This window comes from Reyranella sp., from assembly GCF_030651995.1.
GTDB lineage: Bacteria > Pseudomonadota > Alphaproteobacteria > Reyranellales > Reyranellaceae > Reyranella.
In genome coordinates this window covers 1-17,924 of record NZ_JAUSBN010000056.1, presented here as the reverse complement: position 1 = coordinate 17,924, position 17,924 = coordinate 1, and the positions used below count along the sequence as shown (strand labels likewise).

The 17,924-nt window shown below is 67.3% G+C and carries 21 protein-coding genes; 6 read left to right on the top strand and 15 right to left on the bottom strand.

The genetic code is table 11. The annotated features are described in order from the left end of the window. Positions 1 to 4: 4 nt before the first annotated feature. From leuB to ffh, 9 genes are all read right to left on the bottom strand, one after another. On the bottom strand, positions 5 to 1,123 hold the full coding sequence (leuB, locus tag Q7V45_RS17655) for a 3-isopropylmalate dehydrogenase (RefSeq protein WP_304854389.1): 1,119 nt from the start codon (positions 1,121 to 1,123) through the stop codon (positions 5 to 7). A gap of 145 nt (positions 1,124 to 1,268) precedes the next feature. Then, the gene (gene leuD / locus Q7V45_RS17650; protein WP_304854387.1) at positions 1,269 to 1,883 is read right to left on the bottom strand and encodes a 3-isopropylmalate dehydratase small subunit; all 615 of its coding nucleotides are present in this window, start codon (positions 1,881 to 1,883) and stop codon (positions 1,269 to 1,271) included. Positions 1,884 to 1,944: 61 nt separating this feature from the next. Continuing rightward, positions 1,945 to 2,439 carry an RDD family protein gene (locus Q7V45_RS17645; protein WP_304854385.1) on the bottom strand — a complete coding sequence of 165 codons (495 nt, stop codon included), beginning with the start codon at positions 2,437 to 2,439 and terminating at the stop codon, positions 1,945 to 1,947. Between the two features lie 121 nt (positions 2,440 to 2,560). Further along, the gene (gene leuC, locus Q7V45_RS17640; RefSeq protein ID WP_304854383.1) at positions 2,561 to 4,006 is read right to left on the bottom strand and encodes a 3-isopropylmalate dehydratase large subunit; all 1,446 of its coding nucleotides are present in this window, start codon (positions 4,004 to 4,006) and stop codon (positions 2,561 to 2,563) included. Between the two features lie 7 nt (positions 4,007 to 4,013). Continuing rightward, complete coding sequence (gene rplS / locus Q7V45_RS17635; RefSeq protein ID WP_304854381.1) at positions 4,014 to 4,499, bottom strand: 50S ribosomal protein L19; 486 nt, start codon at positions 4,497 to 4,499, stop codon at positions 4,014 to 4,016. A 16-nt stretch (positions 4,500 to 4,515) separates the two neighbouring features. Then, entirely contained in the window at positions 4,516 to 5,235 is a 720-nt protein-coding gene (trmD, locus tag Q7V45_RS17630; RefSeq protein WP_304854380.1) for a tRNA (guanosine(37)-N1)-methyltransferase TrmD, read from the bottom strand. Position 5,236: 1 nt separating this feature from the next. Next, entirely contained in the window at positions 5,237 to 5,776 is a 540-nt protein-coding gene (gene rimM / locus Q7V45_RS17625) for a ribosome maturation factor RimM (protein ID WP_304854379.1), read from the bottom strand. A gap of 16 nt (positions 5,777 to 5,792) precedes the next feature. After that, positions 5,793 to 6,167, bottom strand: coding sequence for a 30S ribosomal protein S16 (gene rpsP / locus Q7V45_RS17620; protein WP_304854378.1), 375 nt, complete (start codon positions 6,165 to 6,167; stop codon positions 5,793 to 5,795). A gap of 71 nt (positions 6,168 to 6,238) precedes the next feature. Beyond that, on the bottom strand, positions 6,239 to 7,639 hold the full coding sequence (ffh, locus tag Q7V45_RS17615; RefSeq protein ID WP_304854377.1) for a signal recognition particle protein: 1,401 nt from the start codon (positions 7,637 to 7,639) through the stop codon (positions 6,239 to 6,241). Positions 7,640 to 7,845: 206 nt separating this feature from the next. Here ffh and Q7V45_RS17610 point away from each other — a divergent pair, with 206 nt between their 5' ends. After that, the gene (locus Q7V45_RS17610) at positions 7,846 to 8,439 is read left to right on the top strand and encodes a CPBP family intramembrane glutamic endopeptidase (RefSeq protein ID WP_304854376.1); all 594 of its coding nucleotides are present in this window, start codon (positions 7,846 to 7,848) and stop codon (positions 8,437 to 8,439) included. A 9-nt stretch (positions 8,440 to 8,448) separates the two neighbouring features. Here Q7V45_RS17610 and Q7V45_RS17605 read toward each other — a convergent pair whose 3' ends face one another. After that, positions 8,449 to 9,051 carry a 2-hydroxychromene-2-carboxylate isomerase gene (locus Q7V45_RS17605; protein WP_304854374.1) on the bottom strand — a complete coding sequence of 201 codons (603 nt, stop codon included), beginning with the start codon at positions 9,049 to 9,051 and terminating at the stop codon, positions 8,449 to 8,451. A 71-nt stretch (positions 9,052 to 9,122) separates the two neighbouring features. On the opposite strand from Q7V45_RS17605, the gene Q7V45_RS17600 reads away from it, so the two are divergent. From Q7V45_RS17600 to Q7V45_RS17585, 4 genes are read left to right on the top strand one after another with little or no spacing between them, the layout of a single operon-like run. Continuing rightward, the gene (locus Q7V45_RS17600) at positions 9,123 to 10,022 is read left to right on the top strand and encodes a hypothetical protein (RefSeq protein WP_304854373.1); all 900 of its coding nucleotides are present in this window, start codon (positions 9,123 to 9,125) and stop codon (positions 10,020 to 10,022) included. A 6-nt stretch (positions 10,023 to 10,028) separates the two neighbouring features. Next, entirely contained in the window at positions 10,029 to 10,877 is an 849-nt protein-coding gene (gene dapF, locus Q7V45_RS17595; RefSeq protein ID WP_304854372.1) for a diaminopimelate epimerase, read from the top strand. A 9-nt stretch (positions 10,878 to 10,886) separates the two neighbouring features. Beyond that, positions 10,887 to 12,056: a signal recognition particle-docking protein FtsY gene (ftsY, locus tag Q7V45_RS17590; protein WP_304854371.1), complete on the top strand. Its 1,170-nt coding sequence runs from the start codon at positions 10,887 to 10,889 to the stop codon at positions 12,054 to 12,056. After that, positions 12,053 to 12,649 (top strand): septation protein A, encoded by a 597-nt coding sequence (locus tag Q7V45_RS17585; RefSeq protein ID WP_304854369.1) that lies wholly within the window; start codon positions 12,053 to 12,055, stop codon positions 12,647 to 12,649. Before ftsY ends, Q7V45_RS17585 begins: the two co-directional genes overlap by 4 nt. Positions 12,650 to 13,041: 392 nt before the next feature. On the opposite strand, the gene Q7V45_RS17580 is transcribed toward Q7V45_RS17585, so the two are convergent. The 5 genes from Q7V45_RS17580 to hemC are packed head-to-tail and all read right to left on the bottom strand — an operon-like array spanning position 13,042 to position 16,925. Further along, positions 13,042 to 13,656, bottom strand: a complete 615-nt coding sequence (locus tag Q7V45_RS17580) for an NUDIX hydrolase (protein ID WP_304854368.1) — start codon at positions 13,654 to 13,656, stop codon at positions 13,042 to 13,044. Between the two features lie 10 nt (positions 13,657 to 13,666). After that, positions 13,667 to 14,872, bottom strand: coding sequence for a phosphoglycerate kinase (pgk, locus tag Q7V45_RS17575; protein WP_304854367.1), 1,206 nt, complete (start codon positions 14,870 to 14,872; stop codon positions 13,667 to 13,669). A 45-nt stretch (positions 14,873 to 14,917) separates the two neighbouring features. Continuing rightward, positions 14,918 to 15,145, bottom strand: coding sequence for a sulfurtransferase TusA family protein (locus Q7V45_RS17570; protein ID WP_304854365.1), 228 nt, complete (start codon positions 15,143 to 15,145; stop codon positions 14,918 to 14,920). Beyond that, complete coding sequence (locus tag Q7V45_RS17565) at positions 15,142 to 15,954, bottom strand: M48 family metallopeptidase (RefSeq protein ID WP_304854363.1); 813 nt, start codon at positions 15,952 to 15,954, stop codon at positions 15,142 to 15,144. The genes Q7V45_RS17570 and Q7V45_RS17565 overlap by 4 nt, the downstream gene beginning before the upstream one ends. A 44-nt stretch (positions 15,955 to 15,998) precedes the next feature. Then, positions 15,999 to 16,925, bottom strand: a complete 927-nt coding sequence (gene hemC, locus Q7V45_RS17560; RefSeq protein WP_304854361.1) for a hydroxymethylbilane synthase — start codon at positions 16,923 to 16,925, stop codon at positions 15,999 to 16,001. Between the two features lie 122 nt (positions 16,926 to 17,047). Between hemC and Q7V45_RS17555 the strand changes: the two genes are divergently transcribed. Beyond that, a complete protein-coding gene (locus Q7V45_RS17555) occupies positions 17,048 to 17,698 on the top strand; it encodes a TIGR02466 family protein (RefSeq protein ID WP_304854359.1) in 651 nt (216 codons plus the stop codon). Positions 17,699 to 17,924 lie beyond the last annotated feature (226 nt).

Sequence of the window (17,924 nt, the reverse complement as noted above, 5' to 3'; positions counted from 1 at the left end):
CCGGTCAGCTCAGGCGGTCGAGTTCCTTGACGATGGCGTCGCCCATTTCCTGGGTGCCGACCTTCTTCACGCCGTCGGTGTTGCCCACCAGCAGGTCGCCGGTGCGGTAGCCCGCCTTCAGCACGTTCTCGACCGCGAGCTCGACCATGTCGGCGTCCTTGCCGAGGTCGAACGAATAGCGAAGCATCATCGCGTAGCTGAGCGTCTGGGCGATCGGATTGGCCAGGCCCTTGCCCGCGATGTCGGGCGCGCTGCCGTGGATCGGCTCGTACAGCGCCTTGCGGCGGCCGGTGGCGTCGGGCGCGCCGAGCGAGGCCGACGGCAGCAGGCCGAGCGAACCGGTCAACATCGAGGCTTCGTCCGACAGGATGTCGCCGAACAGATTGTCGGTGACGATGACGTCGAATTCCTTCGGCGCGCGCAGCAGCTGCATGGCGAGCGCGTCGGCATACATGTGATCGAGCTTCACGTCGGAGTACTTCTCCTTGTGCAGCTTGGTCGCCTCCTCGCGCCACAGGACGCCGGTGTGCATGACGTTGGCCTTCTCCGAGGAGAGGACCTTGTTCTTGCGCTTGCGCGCCAGCTCGAAGGCGACGGCGCAGACGCGGCGGATCTCGGGCGCGGTGTAGCGCTGCGTGTCGAAGGCCTCGACCTCGCCCGCGGCGTTGACGTGGCGGCCGCGCGGCTCGCCGAAATACACGCCGCTGGTCAGCTCGCGGATGATCATGATGTCGAGACCCTTGACGATCTCGGGCTTGAGCGACGAAGCGTCGACCAGCGCGTCGAACACCTTGGCCGGGCGCAGGTTGGCAAAGAGGTCCATCTCCTTGCGCAGGCGCAGCAGGCCGCGTTCCGGCTTCTTGCTGAAGTCGGCGGTGTCCCACTTCGGACCGCCGACCGAGCCGAACAGCACGGCATCGGCCTCGAGGGCGTTCTTCATGGCGTCGTCGCTCAGCGGTACGCCGTGCTTGTCGAGGGCGGCGCCACCCACGAGGTCTTCCTTGATGTCGAAGCCGATCGCACGCTTCTTGCCCATCCAGGCAATGATCTTGCGGACCTCGTTCATCACCTCGGGGCCGATACCGTCGCCGGGCAGCACGAGCAGATTGCGATTGGACGCCATGATGGTCACGTCTTCCGTTGGTTGTATGGCTTGTGGTTCAGGAACCCGCTGTCATCCCGAGCGCCGCGAGGGACCCTTGCTCAGACCCTGGAAAGGTCCCTCGCTGCGCTCGGGATGACACCGTGCGGGCGTTACAGTGTGGCGTTCAGGCGGCGCTGTGCAGCCAGGGCTGCGACTCGCTCTGGCGACGCTCGAAGTCGTCGATGTCCGACTTCTTCTCCATCGTTAGGCCGATATCGTCGAGACCTTCCATGAGGCACTTCTTGCGGAAGGGATCGATCTCGAAATGGACGGTGCCGCCGTCCGGACCCTTGATCTCCTGCTTCTCCAGGTCGATCTCGATGACGGCGTTGGAGCCGCGGCTCGCATCGTCCATCAGCTTGGCGACGATCTCTTTGGGCATCCTGATCGGCAGGATGCCGTTCTTGAAGCAGTTGTTGTAGAAGATGTCGGCGAAGTCCTCGGAGATGATGCAGCGGATGCCGAAGTCGAGCAACGCCCAGGGCGCATGCTCGCGGCTCGAGCCGCAACCGAAGTTGGGGCCCGCCACGATGATCTTGGCGTTCTGGTAGGCCGGCTGGTCGAGGACGAAGTCCTTCTTCTGGCCGTCCGCCGTCCAGCGCATCTCGTAGAACAGGCCTTCCTTCAGACCCGTGCGCTTGATGGTCTTCAGGAACTGCTTCGGAATGATCATGTCGGTGTCGACATTGACCATGGGCAGCGGCGCAGCGACGCCGCTCAGCGTCGTGAATTTTTCCATGAGACCTCCCGGAAAGGCGGGAATAAACGGGCTTTCCGGGCCGGGGTCAAGCCGCCCGATTCTAGCGCGTCTTGATGACCAGCGTATTGGCGATCATGTCGTGCAGGCCGCGCTTGCGGTCGGTGAACGCGATCATGATGAAGCCGATGCAGAAGATGATGGCCGATAGGATCTTGGCGAAGTACCGCCCTGTGGCATTCATGAAGCTCAGGCGCTTGCCGTCGTTGGTCACCACCCGCAGCCCCATCGCCATCTTGCCGACCGTGGCGCCCCGCTCGGAACTCTCCATCAGGGCGAAATAAAGCCACGCGACGGCCAGGGAGAGAAGGTTCACCGTCGGATCGATCTGGCTCATGTCGTCCATGTCCATGTAACTGACGCCGAAGATCGACGTCACGAGGCCCAGCACGAGACTGATCAGGATGGCGTCGATGATGTAGGCCACCACGCGGATCCAGAAGCCACCATAGGCGACCTGGGCCGTGCCCACCGGGTGGGCATCCCAGACGGGCGGCGGAGGCGGGGCGGCGGGGCCTGAATTGGGGACGCTGGCCATGTGTCTCTCCCACGATCGGGTGAAAGTGAACGCTACATTGGCCACGAGCGTTCCTGACTGCAATTGGAAACGGGCGGTGCCTTGCGGCACCGCCCGTCTCTCATCCGTCATGAGACTTCGATTACTGGAAGTCGCGAACGTCGGCGAGCGTGCCGCGGATGGCGGCGGCTGCCGCCATGGCCGGGCTCACCAGGTGGGTGCGTCCGCCGCGGCCCTGACGGCCCTCGAAATTGCGGTTGGAGGTCGAGGCGCAACGCTGGCCGGGCTCGATGCGATCGGCGTTCATCGCCAGGCACATCGAGCAGCCCTGCAGGCGCCATTCGAAGCCGGCCTCGAGGAAGATCTTGTCGAGACCTTCCTTCTCGGCCTGGGCCTTCACCAGGCCGGAGCCCGGAACGACCATCGCCGACACGGTCGAGGCGACCTTGCGGCCGCGCGCGATCTCGGCGGCGGCGCGCAGGTCCTCGATGCGGCCGTTGGTGCAGGAGCCGATGAACACACGGTCGATCGGCACGTCGACGAGGCGCGTTCCCGGCGTCAGGCCCATATAGGCGAGCGACCGGGTCCAGGCCTCGCGGCGGTTCTCGTCCGGCGCGTTGGCCGGGTCGGGAACGACGTCGGTGATCGGCAGAGCGTCCTGCGGGCTCGTTCCCCAGGTCACCATCGGCGGAATGTCCGCGGCGTTGAGGTCGAGCTGCACGTCGAAGTGCGCGCCCTTGTCCGACGGCAGGCGGCGCCACTGGCTGAGCGCCAGGTCCCACGCACCGCCCTTGGGCGAGAACGGACGACCCTGGAGATACTGGAAGGTCGTCTCGTCGGGGGCGATCAGGCCGGCGCGGGCGCCCGCCTCGATCGACATGTTGCAGACCGTCATGCGGCCTTCCATCGTGAGCTCGCGGATGGCGCGGCCGGCATACTCGATCACGTAGCCGGTGCCGCCGGCCGTGCCGAGCTTGCCGATGATGGCCAGGATGACGTCCTTGGCCGTGACGCCGAGCGGCAGGCTTCCTTCGACCGACACGCGCATGTTCTTGGCCGGCTTCTGGATCAGCGTCTGCGTGGCGAGCACATGCTCGACCTCGGAAGTGCCGATGCCGAAGGCCAGTGCGCCGAACGCGCCGTGCGTCGAGGTGTGGCTGTCACCGCACACGATCGTCATGCCGGGCAGGGTCAGACCCTGCTCGGGACCGATGACGTGCACGATGCCGCGGCGCGGGTCGTTCAGGTCGAAGTACGGCACATGGAAGTCGGCGACGTTCTTCTCGAGCGTCTCGACCTGGACGCGCGACTCGTCGTCCTCGATGCCCTGGCTGAAGTCGGTCGTCGGCGTGTTGTGGTCGGCGACCGCAATCGTGGCGTCGGGGCGGCGCACCGGCCGTCCCGCCATGCGCAGGCCCTCGAAGGCCTGCGGGCTGGTCACCTCGTGGACGAGGTGACGATCGATGTAGATGACACAGGTCCCGTCGTCCTGGCGATGGACGACGTGGCTGTCCCAGATCTTCTCGAACAGGGTCCGCGGAGGCGGCGGCGCCGCCGGCGGGGTGGCCGACTTCTTGCGGAACGCCATGGTGCGCCTACTTCTTCCCGCCGCCCTTGGCGTTGCGGACGCTCTTCTCTTCCTTGGGCTTTTCCTTCTTGAGCTTCTCGCGGCGCGGACGCTTGAGAGCCTCTTCGGCCTGCACGGCGAGCAGCGCGCGCTGGGCCTCGGTGTCCTCGGCGATACGGCTCGCCTTGCCGCGCAGCTCGCGCAGGTAGTAGAGCTTGGCGCGGCGCACGACGCCCTTACGGACGACCTCGATTTCCCAGATGCTCGGGCTGTAGAGCGGGAACACGCGCTCCACGCCTTCGCCGAAGCTGATCTTGCGCACCGTGAACGAGGAGTTCACGCCGGCATTCTTGCGGCCGATGCAGAGGCCTTCGTAAACCTGAAGGCGCTCGCGATTACCTTCCTGCACCTTGACGTGCACCTTGAGGGTGTCGCCCGATTCGAAATACGGAACGGGCCGCTCTTCCTGCACCTTGTCGATCGTCGTCTGGCCGATCGCGTCGAGAATGTTCATCGCATCCATCCTTTCGTCACTTCTCATCGTTTCCCGCCGCGGTCCGGCTGCGGGCCCAAAGATCGGGCCGCCGCCTCCGCGTGATCTCTTCCCGCTGCTTCATCCGCCACTCGGCGACCTTGCCGTGATGACCCGAGAGCAGAACCTCCGGCACGCGCCGTTCGATTCCGTCGGGTCCTGCCCAGGTCGCGGGCCGGGTGTAGTGCGGGTACTCCAACAATCCGTCCTCGAAACTCTCCTCGTGCGCCGAATTCGCCGCGCCCATCACCCCGGGCAGCAGCCGAACGCAGCAATCCATCATCGCCATGGCCGCGATCTCGCCGCCCGAAAGCACGAAATCGCCGACCGAAATCTCCTCCAGCGCCTGGGCCTCGATGACCCTCTCGTCGACGCCCTCGAACCGACCGCACACCAGCAACACGCCCGGCCCCGCCGCCAGCTCCCGCCCGCGCGCCTGACTGAACGGCGCGCCGCGCGGCGAGAGCAGGACCTTCGGCACCCCCGGTACGGCAACCGCCTCGATCGCCGCCGACAGCACGTCGGGCTTCATCACCATGCCGGCGCCGCCCCCGAAGGGAGCATCGTCCACCGTGCGATGCCGGTCTCCGGCGAACCGCCTGATGTCGACGGCCTCCAGCGACCACACGCCTTCCTTCAGCGCCCGGCCGGCCAGGCTCTCGCCCAGCGGGCCCGGAAACATCTCCGGGAACAGCGTCAGCGCGGTCGCGCGCCACACGTTAGTCCTCCGCCTCCTTCGCCGGCCCACCCGTCAGCAAACCTGCCGGCGGATCGACCGTAACCTTGCCACCCTCGACGTCGACCTCGGGCACCGCGGCATCGGTGAAGGGCAGCATCACCGAATGCCTCGATGCGCTGCCTCCCGACACTTCCATCGTCCGGCCGGCGCCGAAATCGTGGAAGGCCATGACCTTCCCCCAATCCCGGCCCTCCCGGTCGAACGCGGCGAGCCCGATCAGGTCGGCCTCGTACCACTCCCGCTCGCCCGTCTCGGGCAGGCGCTCGCGCTCCACATAGAGCCGCAAACCGCGTACTGCCTCGGCCGCCGTGCGATCGGCTACGCCTTCGATCCGGGCCAGGACCGCGCCCTTTACGGAGCTCAGCGCCTCGACCCGGTACTCCTTCGTTCCCTTCTCGTCCGACAGCGCGCCGTAGGAGGCAATCGCCATCGGGTCCTCGGTAAAGCTCCTGATGCGCACCAGACCGCGGACCCCATGCGGCGCCGCAACGACGCCCAGCAGGACGCGACCCTTGCTCATCGAAGCAGCCACCCGATCAGGTGGCCGCGGCTTCCCCGGCGGCCGGTGCGGCGGCAGCGGCCGCTGCAGCCTCGGCCTTCATGCGCTCCTGCGCCTTGGCGCGCGGCAGGGGCTTCTTGGTCTGGTCGCGGCGCTCGCGCGGCTTCATCAGCTCGGCCTGCGACAGGAACTTCGCGACGCGGTCGGACGGCTGCGCGCCGACCTTCAGCCAGTGCGCGATGCGCTCCTTGTCGAGCGTCAGGCGCTGGGCATGATCGCGCGGCAGAAGCGGATTGTAGGTGCCGAGCTTCTCGATGAAGCGGCCGTCGCGCGGGCTGCGCGAATCGGCCACGACGATGTGGAAGAACGGGCGCTTCTTGGCACCGTGCCGGGTCATGCGGATTGCGATCATTCTCTCAGGTCCTCTCTTCGATATCGGTTCGTGTGATCTGTCTGACTAAATCTGGCTGACTTCTTGAAACCTCAGCGCGGAAACCCCGGCGGGCCGCCCATGCCGCCAAGGCTGCGCATGAATCCCTTCTCGCCGAGCTTGTTCACCCGCTTCATCATCTTGAGCATGTCGGCATGCTGCTTGAGCAGCTTGTTGACGTCCTGCACCTGCACGCCCGAGCCCTTGGCGATGCGCTTCTTGCGCGAGGCGTGGATCAGGTCGGGGTTGCGGCGTTCCTTCGGCGTCATCGACAGGATGACGGCCTCCTGGCGCTTGAGCTGACCCTCGTCGATCTTGGCCTTGGACATCGCGGCCTTGGCCTGCATGGCGCCCGGCAGCATGCCCATCAGTCCCGACAGGCCGCCCATCTTGCGCAGCTGGCGCAGCTGGTTGAGCAGGTCGTCCATGTCGAACTGGCCCTTGCGGACCTTGGCCGCCAGCTTCTCGGCATCTTCCTTGTCGATCGTCTCGGCGGCGCGCTCGACCAGCGAGACGATGTCGCCCATGCCGAGGATGCGGGACGCGATGCGGTCGGGATGGAACGGCTCCAGCGCGTCGAACTTCTCGCCGACGCCGATCAGCTTGACCGGGCGGCCGGTGACCGCCCGCATCGAGAGCGCCGCACCGCCGCGCGCGTCGCCGTCGACGCGGGTCAGCACGATGCCGGTGACGGCCAGCCGGTCGTTGAACGCCTTGGCCACGTTCACGGCGTCCTGGCCGGTCATGGCGTCGGCGACGAGCAGCGTCTCCGTCGGCTTGGCCAGCGCGCTGATGTCGGCCACTTCCTTCATCAACTCTTCGTCGATGGAGAGGCGACCGGCGGTGTCGAGGATCAGGACGTCGAAGCCTTCGCGCTTGGCCGTCTCGAGGGCGCGCCGGGTGATGGCGAGCGGCATCTCGAGCGGGACGATCGGCAGCGTCGGGACGCCGGTCTGCTCGCCCAGGATCTTGAGCTGCTGCTGCGCGGCCGGGCGCCGGGTGTCGAGCGAGGCCATCATGACCTTGCGCTTGACCGAGAACGAACCGCCGAATTCGGCGGCCATGCCCTGCGGTCCCTGGCTGAGGCGATAGCCGATCTTGGCGCTGGACGTGGTCTTGCCCGAGCCCTGAAGGCCGACCATCAGGATGACGACCGGGGGAATGGCGTTGAGGTCGAGGTCCGAGACCGTGCCGCCCAGCATCTCGACCAAGTGGTCGTTGACGATCTTGACGACCATCTGGCCCGGCGTGACCGAGCGGATGACGTCGGCGCCGATCGCCTTCGGGCGGACCTCGTCGATGAACTGGCGGACGACGGGCAGCGCGACGTCGGCCTCGAGCAGGGCGGTGCGGACCTCGCGCAGGGCCGCGTCGACATCGGCCTCGGAAAGCGCGCCGCGCCCCCTCAGCTTGTCGAATACGTCGCCCAGACGCTTGCTAAGACCCTCGAACATCGTGCTCCCGTTCGCTCAAAGACGTATCGCGCCGATGCGCGAACCTTCGCGGATCAGCGGAGCTCCCCGAAGGGGGAACCTAGTAAATCGGCACGACCGATTGAGCCGGCGGGGTATAAAGCCTGCCGCGTCAGGAGTCAAAACGCTTGGACGAGCCTGCTAACCCCTTGATCGATAAAGGTTCCCGACGCCTTCCGGGCTGGTCCATGCTGGCCTTCCTGGTCGTCGCGCCGCTGATCGGGCTGGTCGCTTTCTGGCTTTTGCCCGAGCGGACCAACCTGTCGGTGCTGTCCGCCTTCTTCGGCACCTGCCTGCTGGCCCTCTTCATCGCCGTCCTGCCGCTGGGCCGGGACGCGCCGGCCGCCCTGGGGTTGCGACCCGTCGGCTGGCGCCCGATCGTGCTGGCGGTGCTCGGCACCACGGTCCTGTCCTTCGTCGTCAGCCAGCTCGGGCCACAGCCTGAAGGAGTGCGGGAGGTCACGCAGGGCCTCCAGGGAGTACAGGCGCTGCAGACCCTGGCCGTGCTGGGTCTGCTGGCCCCGATCGCGGAGGAACTGGTCTTTCGCGGCCTGCTCTATGGCTGGCTGGCCGGTCGCTGGAGCAATCTCGTCGCCTTCATCCTCAGTTCGCTGGCCTTCGCCGCCGCCCATACGGAGCCCCTGCACATTCTCATGGTGCTGCCGCTGGGCTTCTGGTTCGGCTGGCTGCGCTGGCGCACCGGCTCGCTGGTCCCGACGATCGTGGCGCACATCATCAATAACACGATCGCGGTGTCGGCGGCGGTGTTCCTCAGTCCCTGATCGGGAAGGTCAGGACGCGAGCTTGCGCTCGACGAAGTCGAGCCGGTCCTGGCCCCAGAAGATCTCGCCGTCGATGACGAAGGACGGCGCCCCGAACACGCCCTGCGAAATGGCGTGCTTGGTGTAGGCCTCGCGCTTCTCGGCGATGCCCGGCGCTTCGCTGGCCTTCAGGACGGCGGCGCCGTCGAGGCCGCATCCGGCGATGATCGCCTCGAGCGTCGGCAGGTCGCCGGTGTTCTTCTCCTCGGCCCACAGGCCGGTCAGCACCGCGTGGGCGACCTTGATCGCGTCCGCCATGCGGCCCTCCTCGCGCAGCGCGATCACGCACTTGGCGGCCGGTACCTCGTTGGCGGGAAAGAACTTGGGCTCGAGGGTCGTCTTCACGCCGAGATGATCGCGCCAGCGCTTCAGCTCCATCATGCGATAGGCCTGACGCTGCGGCGCGCGCTTGGGCAGGGGCAGGCCGCCTGACACGGCGAACACCGAGCCGAAATCGACCGGCCAGATCGTGACCGTCGCGCCGTGCTTCTTCACCATGGCGTCGAAGCGCGCGGACCCGAGATAGGTCCACGGCGAATTCAGCGAAACATAGTAGTCGACATGCTTGCCCATGAGTTCCCCCGGAATGGCGTTCGTTGGCGCGGACTGTGGCGCAAAGCCTGTCGATACGCCATCTTCGCTACGTGAGCAGAAACCCCGAGTCCGAGCGAGCCATCGTCATCACCGGCGGCGATGCCGCCTATTTCGACCTGATGCGCGACTGCATCGAGTCCTTGCAGGCGACCGGGCAGGGCCGGGCGCTGGCGCTGGGCGTCCTCGATTGCGGACTGACCGAAGAGCAGCGCGACTGGTGCCGTGAGCGCGGCGCCACCCTGGTGGTTCCGCAATGGGATTTCGACTTTCCCGGCCGCGAGTCGTTGAAGGACGGCTACAAGGCGCTGACGGCCCGGCCTTTCCTGCCGCGCTATTTCCCGGGCTACGACCTCTATCTCTGGATCGACGGCGATTGCTGGGTGCAGCAGGGCGATGCGGTCGCCTTGTTCCTCTCCGCTGCGCGTACGGGCGCGCTGGCTGTGGCGCCCGAGATCCACCGCTCGATGCGCCACTACCGCCATGCCTGGAAGGAATTCTCCACGATCAACGGCGCGGCGTTCGAAGCGTGCTTCGACCGGGAGACGGCCGACCGGCTGATCCGCTACCCGCTGATCAACGCCGGGATCTTCGCCCTCGCGGCCGACGCGCCGCACTGGCAGGGCTGGGCCGCCCTGCTCGGCGAGGCGCTGCAGCGCTCGACCAACATGACCGACCAGGTCGCGCTCAACGTGCTGGTCTACGACCGCGGCTTCTCCTGCGAGCCGCTGCCCAGCCGCTGCAACTGGCCGGTCCATCACGCCACGCCGGCCTGGGATGCCGGCCGCGGCCTGTTCGTCGAGCCGGCCATGCCGTACGAGGCGCTCGGCATCCTCCATCTCACCATTTATACCAAGCGCTTTGCGACCCTCGACGTGCGCGAGATCGGCGGGGCGCACCCCGGGCAGGTCCGGGCGCGCTCGTTGCGCTGGCCGGGCCGAACCGCCATATAGCGCCGCATGGCCGGAACGCCTTTCCTCAAGATGCACGGGCTGGGCAACGACTTCGTCGTGCTCGACGCGCGCGGGCATGCGCTCGATCTCACCGTGCCGCGCCGGCGCGCCATTGCCGACCGTCGGCTGGGCGTCGGCTGCGACCAGCTCATCGTGCTGGAGCCGCCGACCGAATCCGACGCCGACGTCTTCATGCGCATCTACAATCCCGACGGGTCGGAGGCGCAGGCCTGCGGCAACGCCACGCGCTGCGTCGCCTCGGTGGTGATGGACGAGCGCAAGTCGGACGATGTGACGATCCAGACGGTCGCCGGCCTGCTCGAATCGCAGAAGGTCGGTCGTGGCGCCAACGGCCTGCCGGTGATCTCCGTCGACATGGGGCTGGTGCGCATGGACTGGCGCGAGATCCCGGTCGCCAAGGCCTGCGACACCAGGCACATGCCGGTCGGACTCGGACCGCTGCAGGACCCGGTCGGCACCAACGTCGGCAATCCGCACGCCACCTTCTTCGTCGACGATCTCGCCGCGATCCCGATCACCGAGCTCGGCCCGAAGCTCGAGCACGATCCGTTTTTTCCCGAGCGAGTGAATGTCGGCGTTGCGCAGATCGTCGGCGAGAACAAGCTGAAGCTCAGCGTCTGGGAGCGAGGCGCCGGCCTGACGCTCGCCTGCGGCTCGGGCGCCTGCGCGGCCGGGGTCGCCGCCGCGCGGCGCGGCCTCACGGGGCGCAAGGTCGACGTCGTGGTCGAGCACGGCACGCTCACCATCGAGTGGCTGCGCGACGACCATGTGTCGATGACCGGCGGCATCGCGCTCGCGTACAGGGGCGAGCTCGACCGCTCCCTGCTTTCCTGAGGTGGCGCGGTGAGCGAGACGGAACCCGAGAAGAAGGGCTGGTTTGCGCGGTTGCGCTCCAAGGTGGCACCGACCGTCGAGCCGCCGAAGCCGGCCGAACCTGAGGTCGCGCAACCTGAACCGGTAGAGCCGGCCGTTGCGACCGAGCCCGAGTTGCCGGCCGGCCCGCCCCCGATCGAAGCGGCGCCGGTACCCGAGCCGGTCCTCGTCGAAGTGGTGGCCGAGAAGGAACCCGAGCCCGAGAAGCCCGAGCCCGAAAAGAAAGGCTGGCTGTCGCGCCTGCGCGAGGGCCTCTCGAAGTCGACCAGGAAGGTCGCCGAGAGCATCACCAGCCTCTTCACCAAGAAGAAGCTCGACCAGCAGACGCTCGACGATCTCGAGGATGTGCTGATCCAGGCCGATCTCGGCGTCACCGTCGCCGGCAGGCTCGTGGCCAAGCTGAGCAAGGAACGCTTCGGCAAGGAAGTCACCGACGAGGAAGTGCGCGCGGCCTTTGCCGAAGACATCGCCGAGATCCTGCAGCCGGTCGCCGTCCCCTTGACCATCGACGCCGCGCGCAAGCCGCACGTCGTGCTGGTGGTCGGCGTCAACGGCAGCGGCAAGACCACGACCATTGCCAAGCTCGCCGGCCTCTACAAGGGCGAGGGCCGTTCGGTGATGCTGGCCGCGGGTGACACGTTCCGCGCCGCCGCCGTGGAGCAGCTCAAGGTCTGGGGCGACCGCGCCGGCGTGTCGGTCGTGTCGAAGCAGACCGGCGCCGACGCCGCGGGCCTCGCCTACGAGGCGCTGGAGCGGGCGCGCGCCGAGAAGACCGACGTGCTGCTGATCGACACCGCCGGCCGCCTGCACAACAAGACCAACCTGATGGAAGAACTCGCGAAGATCGTGCGCGTCATCCGCAAGCTCGATCCCGAGGCGCCGCATTCCTGTCTGCTGGTGCTCGACGCGACCACCGGCCAGAACGCCCACGCCCAGGTCGAGACCTTCAAGACGATGTCGCCTGTCGATGCGCTGGTCGTCACCAAGCTCGACGGCAGCGCCAAGGGCGGCGTGCTGGTGGCGCTGGCCGAGAAGTTCAAGCTGCCGGTGGTGGCCATCGGTGTCGGTGAAGGCATTGACGATCTTCAGCCGTTCGAGGCTCGCGCCTTCGCGCGCGGTTTGATGGGATTGCCGGCATGAGCGAGAAGAGCGGCGACGACAACGGCATGCGCCGGCTCTACGCCACGGCGCTGGAACTCGGGCCGCTGGTCCTGTTCTTCGTCGCCAACGGGCGCTGGGGCATCTACTGGGGCACCGGCCTCTTCATCGTCGCGACCGCGATCGCGCTGCCCTGCTATCGCTGGCTGGAGAAGCGCTGGCCGGTCATGCCGCTGGTCGGCGGTTTCTTCGTGCTGGTGTTCGGCGGCCTCACCATCTGGCTGCAGGACGACACCTTCATCAAGCTGAAGCCCACCATCGTGAACTGCCTGTTCGCCGTCATCCTGGGTGGCGGACTCGTGCTGTTCAAGAAGCCGCTGCTGAAGCCGCTGTTCGGCGCGGCCTTCAGGTTGACCGACGAGGGCTGGTACCAGCTCACGATGCGCTGGACGATGTTCTTCTTCGTCCTGGCCATCGTCAACGAAGTGATGTGGCGCAACTTCCCGACCGACACGTGGATCGCCAGCAAGATGTTCCTCAGCTTCCCGCTGACGATGGTCTTCGCCTTCATGCAGATCCCGCTGCTCAGGCGCTACTGGGACGGCGACGACAATCCCTTCGCGCGCGGCAGCTGAGGCCGAGCAGAGCTCGGCCAGGGAGCGGCAGGACATTGCTTGCAATGTCCGGGAGCGCCGAAAAAAGAGCGATCAGCTGATGACCCCTCCGTCGCGTATGACGCGACACCTCCCCATTTGAATGCAGGAGTGTCCGGGGAAAGATTAAAGAGGTCCCTCAAATCGCTAGCAGCGGCAACGCTACGTTACAATCCAGGGAGTGTCCGACAGAGGCCCCCGAATTTTGTCCAGCCGGCTCGATTTGTACGCACTTTGTCATCCCGAGCGCAGCGAGGGACCTTTATCGGTGGCTTTAAAGGTCCCTCGCTGCGCTCGGGATGACAATTTTCCCTATCCCAAATCGCGCGTCATTTTCCCCGGACAGCCCGCCATTTGAATGGGGAGGAAAGCGCCTAAACCCCCTCGGGCTTGCGTGGCGGCCACATGCGGGCGAGGTCGCCGGTGGGGTTGGAATAGGTCGAGAAGTCGGTCTTGTCGCGCGATTCGTGGAAGTGCGCGAGCGCCCAGACCACCGTTGGGAAGGCGAGCTGGTCCCACGGGATGTCGGCCCAGTCGACCAACGCCACTTCCTCGCTTTCGACGCCACAGGCGATGTCGGCCGTGACCAGCCGGGCGCGATACATGATCTGCACCTGGCCGATGCGCGCCACGCTGTACATCGCGAGCAGCCGGTCGATCTCGATGGTGGCGCAGGCCTCTTCCAGCGCCTCGCGCCGGGCGGCCTGCTCGGTCGTCTCGCCCAGTTCCATGTAGCCGGCCGGCAGGGTCCAGAAGCCCTTGCGCGGCTCGATGGCGCGCTTGGCCAGGAGGATCTTGTCCTCCCCCTTGTCGTCGCGCCACGTACAGACCGCGCCGGCGACGACCTTGGGGTTCTGGTAGTGGATGAACTCGCAGCGGCCGCAGACCAGCCGTTCGCGATTGTCGCCGTCGGGGACCCGCTTCTCGAAATGCTCGGGCGGATCCCACGGCAGGCGTGGGCGATCGGGGGGTGTCGGGGGGGCGCTCATGGCGCCGACGCTACGCCGCCCGTATCAGCGCTGCAACGCCGGGCAGGGTCTTGCCTTCCATCCATTCGAGGAACGCGCCGCCCGCCGTCGAGACATAGGAGAATTTCTCCTCGACGCCGGCCGCGGCAAGGGCCGCCACCGTGTCGCCGCCGCCGGCCACCGACAGGAGCTTGCCCATGCCGGTCAGCCGGGCGACTTCCTGGGCCAGCGCCACCGTACCGGTGTCGAACGGCTTGATCTCGAAGGCGCCGAGCGGGCCGTTCCACACGACGGTCGAGCAGTCGGCCAGCTCCTTCTGGTACAGCGCGATCGTCTTGGGGCCGACATCGAGGATCATCTTGTCGTCGGGGCAGGCATCCGCGTCGACCACGACGTGCGGCGCGCCGGCCTTGAATTCGTCCGCCGCCATGACGTCGACCGGCAGCAGCACCTTGCACCTGGCGGCCTTCGCCTTCTCCAGGATCTCGAGCGCCATCGGGGCGAGGTCCTTCTCGCACAGCGACTTGCCGACATGGATCCCCTGGGCGTGCATGAACGTATTCGCCATGCCGCCGCCGATGATCAGCTTGTCGACCTTGCCCACCAGATGGCCGAGCAGCTCGAGCTTGGTCGAGACCTTGGCGCCGCCGACGATGGCGCAGACCGGGCGCTTCGGGTTGCCCAGCGCCTTGTCGAGCGCCTCGAGCTCCTCCTGCATCAGGCGGCCCGCCACCGCCGGCAGGCGATTGGCGAGGCCTTCGGTCGAGGCATGCGCGCGGTGGGCGGTCGAGAAGGCGTCGTTCACATAGGCGTCGCCCAGCAGCGAAAGCTTGTCGATGAAGCCGGCGTCGTTCTTCTCCTCCTCCTTGTGGAAGCGGAGGTTCTCCAGCAGCAGCACGTCGCCTGGCTTCATGTTGCGCACGGCGGCTTCCGCCAGCGGACCGATGCAGTCCTCGGCGAAGGCGACCGGCTTGCCGAGCACCTTCTCCAGCGGCTCGATCAAGGGACGCAGCGTCATCTCCGGGACGCGCTTGCCGTCGGGCCGGCCGAAATGGCTGAGCACGATCACCTTCGCCCCCTTGGCGGCCAGCTCCTTGATCGTCGGCGCCGCGCGCTCGATGCGCGTGGCATCGGTCACCTTGCCGTTCTTCATCGGCACGTTGAGGTCGACGCGCACCAGCACGCGCTTGCCCGACATGTCCACGGAATCGATCGTCTTGAAGGTGGTTTGCGGCATGATCTCTCTCTTGTGTGTCGGGCGGGCGTCCGGCGTTTCCGCCGTCTAGCGTTTCCGAATCACGAATACCAGCACCTCGCCCTCGCGCGTGGCGGAGACCAGCTCGTGTCCGGTCTGCCGGCAGAAGGCCGGGAAGTCGGCCTCGGCGGCAGGATCGGTGGCGCGCACCGTGAGCAGGCCGCCCACGATGAGCTCGCGCAGCTTGCGGTTGGCGCGCAGCACGGGGAGGGGGCACAGCAGCCCGGTGGCGTCGTAGTCCAGCGTTTCGGTCATCGTGGTTTGTAGTACTGCATGGCTTCGGGCAGCCAGCGCCTGATATCGGCAATGCGCGTGCTGTCGGCAGGATGCGTGCTGAGCCATTCCGCCTGCCGCTTGCCGGAACTGGCGGCACGCATGCGCTCCCACAGGCCGATCGCCTCGCGCGGGTCGTAGCCCGCCATCGCCATCAACACGAGGCCGATCCGGTCGGCTTCGGATTCCTGGGCGCGCGACATCGGCAGGATGTAGCCCACGGTCGCGCCGGCGCCCACCGCGGCCATCATCGCCGGCAGATAGGTGCGGCTGCGGCCGCTCACCGTCGCCGACAGGGCCACCGCCGCGGCGGCGGTACCGACCGACGCCACCATCTGGTCGCTCATGCGCTCGGCGCCGTGCCGCGCCAGGGCATGGGCCACCTCGTGGGCGATCACGACGGCCAGGCCGGCCTCGGTCTTGGTGATCGGCAGCAGACCTGTGTAGACCACGATCTTGCCGCCCGGCAGGCAGAAGGCATTGGGCTCGTTCTTGTCGACGGTCTTGAACTCCCAGCGAAAGCGCGGCGCGCGCCACATTTCCTGGGGCGGATGCTCGGCGGCATTGGCGATGCGACGGCCGACCTTCTCGACCAGGGCGTTGACCTGCGCATCCCGCGACAGCGGCTCCTTTTTCAGCACCTCGCGATAGGCCTGCAGGCCCATCTCGCGTTCCTCGTTTTCGTTCACCAGCATGATCTGGGACCGGCCGGACACCGGGGCGGTTTCGCACGCAGCGAGCAGGGACGCGAGGCCGCACACGATCAGCAGGGAACGCAGGATGGGGTGCATGGGGCCGAAGTCTAGGGGCCGACCCGGGTGCGGTCGAGGGTGCGTCAGTCGGCGAAGAAGCCCGGTCCACCGCGACGCTTCAGTTCTTCGCCGGCGTCGCGGCCGAGGGCGGCGGCCTCGGCGATCGAGCCGCGCCGCTCCGTGGCGATCACTTCCGATCCGTCGGGCCGCGCGATCAGGCCACGCAGATGAACCTCGCCGCCCGTCAGGATCGCATGTCCCGCGATGGGGGTGCGGCAGGATCCGTCGAGCACGACCAGCATCGCATGCTCGGCGCGTACGCAGACGGCGGTGGGCTCGTGATCGATCGCGGCGAGCCAGCCGCGCGTCTGCGCGTCATTCTCTCGCGCCTCGATGCACACGGCGCCCTGGCCGACCGCGGGCAGCATCTCGGCTTCCGGGATGGCCGTGCCGACACCGGTCCTGCCCAGCCGCTTCAGGCCGGCGAGCGCCAGGATCGTCGCCTGCACGGTGCCGTCGGCGCGCCGTGCGAGGCGGGTGTCGACATTGCCGCGCAGCGTGACGATCCGCAGGTCCGGCCGGCGATGCAGCAACAGCGCCTTGCGACGCAGCGCCGACGTGCCGACGATGGCGCCCTGCGGCAATTCGTCGATGCGCGCGAGATCGCCCGCGATCAGCACGTCGCGCGCATCCTCGCGCGGCAGGAAGGCCGCAATCGCCAGGCCGGGCGGCTGCGCCGTGGGCATGTCCTTCATGCTGTGGACGGCGGCGTCGATGCGACCCTGCAGCAGGGCTTCCTCGATCTCCTTGACGAACAGTCCCTTGCCGCCGGCTTCCGAGAGCGGCCGGTCCTGGATCACGTCGCCGGTGGTCCGGATGGCCACGATCTCGATGGCGCCGGGCGCCGCGAGCGCCGGGACGGCCTTGGCGAGCGCATCGCGCACCAGGCCGGTCTGGGTGAGGGCGAGAGGGCTGCCGCGGGTGCCGAGCCGGAGGAGGGGGGCCGTCATGCGCGCTGCTCTAGCGTAGCTCGCTTCGTCACGCCAGAAGCTGTGGTGCCGACAGGTCGCGGCCGCGGGCAGTTGCGGGGCCCGGGGCCGGCAGGCAAGAAGACGGCGAACAGAGCGCGAGCATGAGCCAGGATCTCGAAATCGTACCGTTGTTCGCCACGCCGCTCGTCGTCCACGACGTGCCGGACGCGGCTGCGCTGAATGCCGACCTGCGACGGGTCATCGAGGAGCGCGAGAAGTCCCACCCCGGCACACAGGCTTCCAACGAAGGGGGCTGGCAATCGACCTGGGACATGGAGCGCTGGGGCGGCGTGCCGGCGCTGAAGCTGCTGGCGATCGCCCGCAACACCGCCAATCGCGTGACGATCGACCGCGCGGGCAATGCCGGCGGGGGCCCCCATCCCGGCGTGTTCGCCGTGACGTGGCGCGCCAACATGTGGGCGAACATCAATCGCAGCGGCCACTGCAACCTGCCCCACACCCATCCCGGCGCCTTCTGGTCCGGGGTCTACTATGTCGATGACGGCGGCATCGCCGGCGATCCGTCGCTGGGCGGGGCGCTCGAATTCCTCGATCCGCGCGGAGCCGGCCCGGTGATGTATGCGCCGCATCTCGGCTTCGCGATGAAGGGCGGCCTGTCGGGCGGCGCCAACGAGGTGTTGCAGCCGAAGGCCGGCCGGATGGTCCTGTTCCCGTCGTGGCTGCTCCACCAGGTCCGGCATTATCGCGGCACGGCCGAACGCATCTCGATCGCGTTCAATCTCAATCTCTGACTCCTGAAAGAAGCGAAAGGTCCCTCACTTCGTTCGGGATGACAATTTTGTTGGGATTTGCGCAGTGCGCCAATCAAACAAACGGTGTCATCCCGAACGAAGTGAGGGTGTGGATTCAAGTTTGAAGTGCAACAGTTGAGCGATGAATACCTCGGCCGGGGTCTTGAACCCAAGGCATTTGCGCGGGGTGTTGTTGTAGGCGGCGATGCAGGCGTGGAGAGCCTCG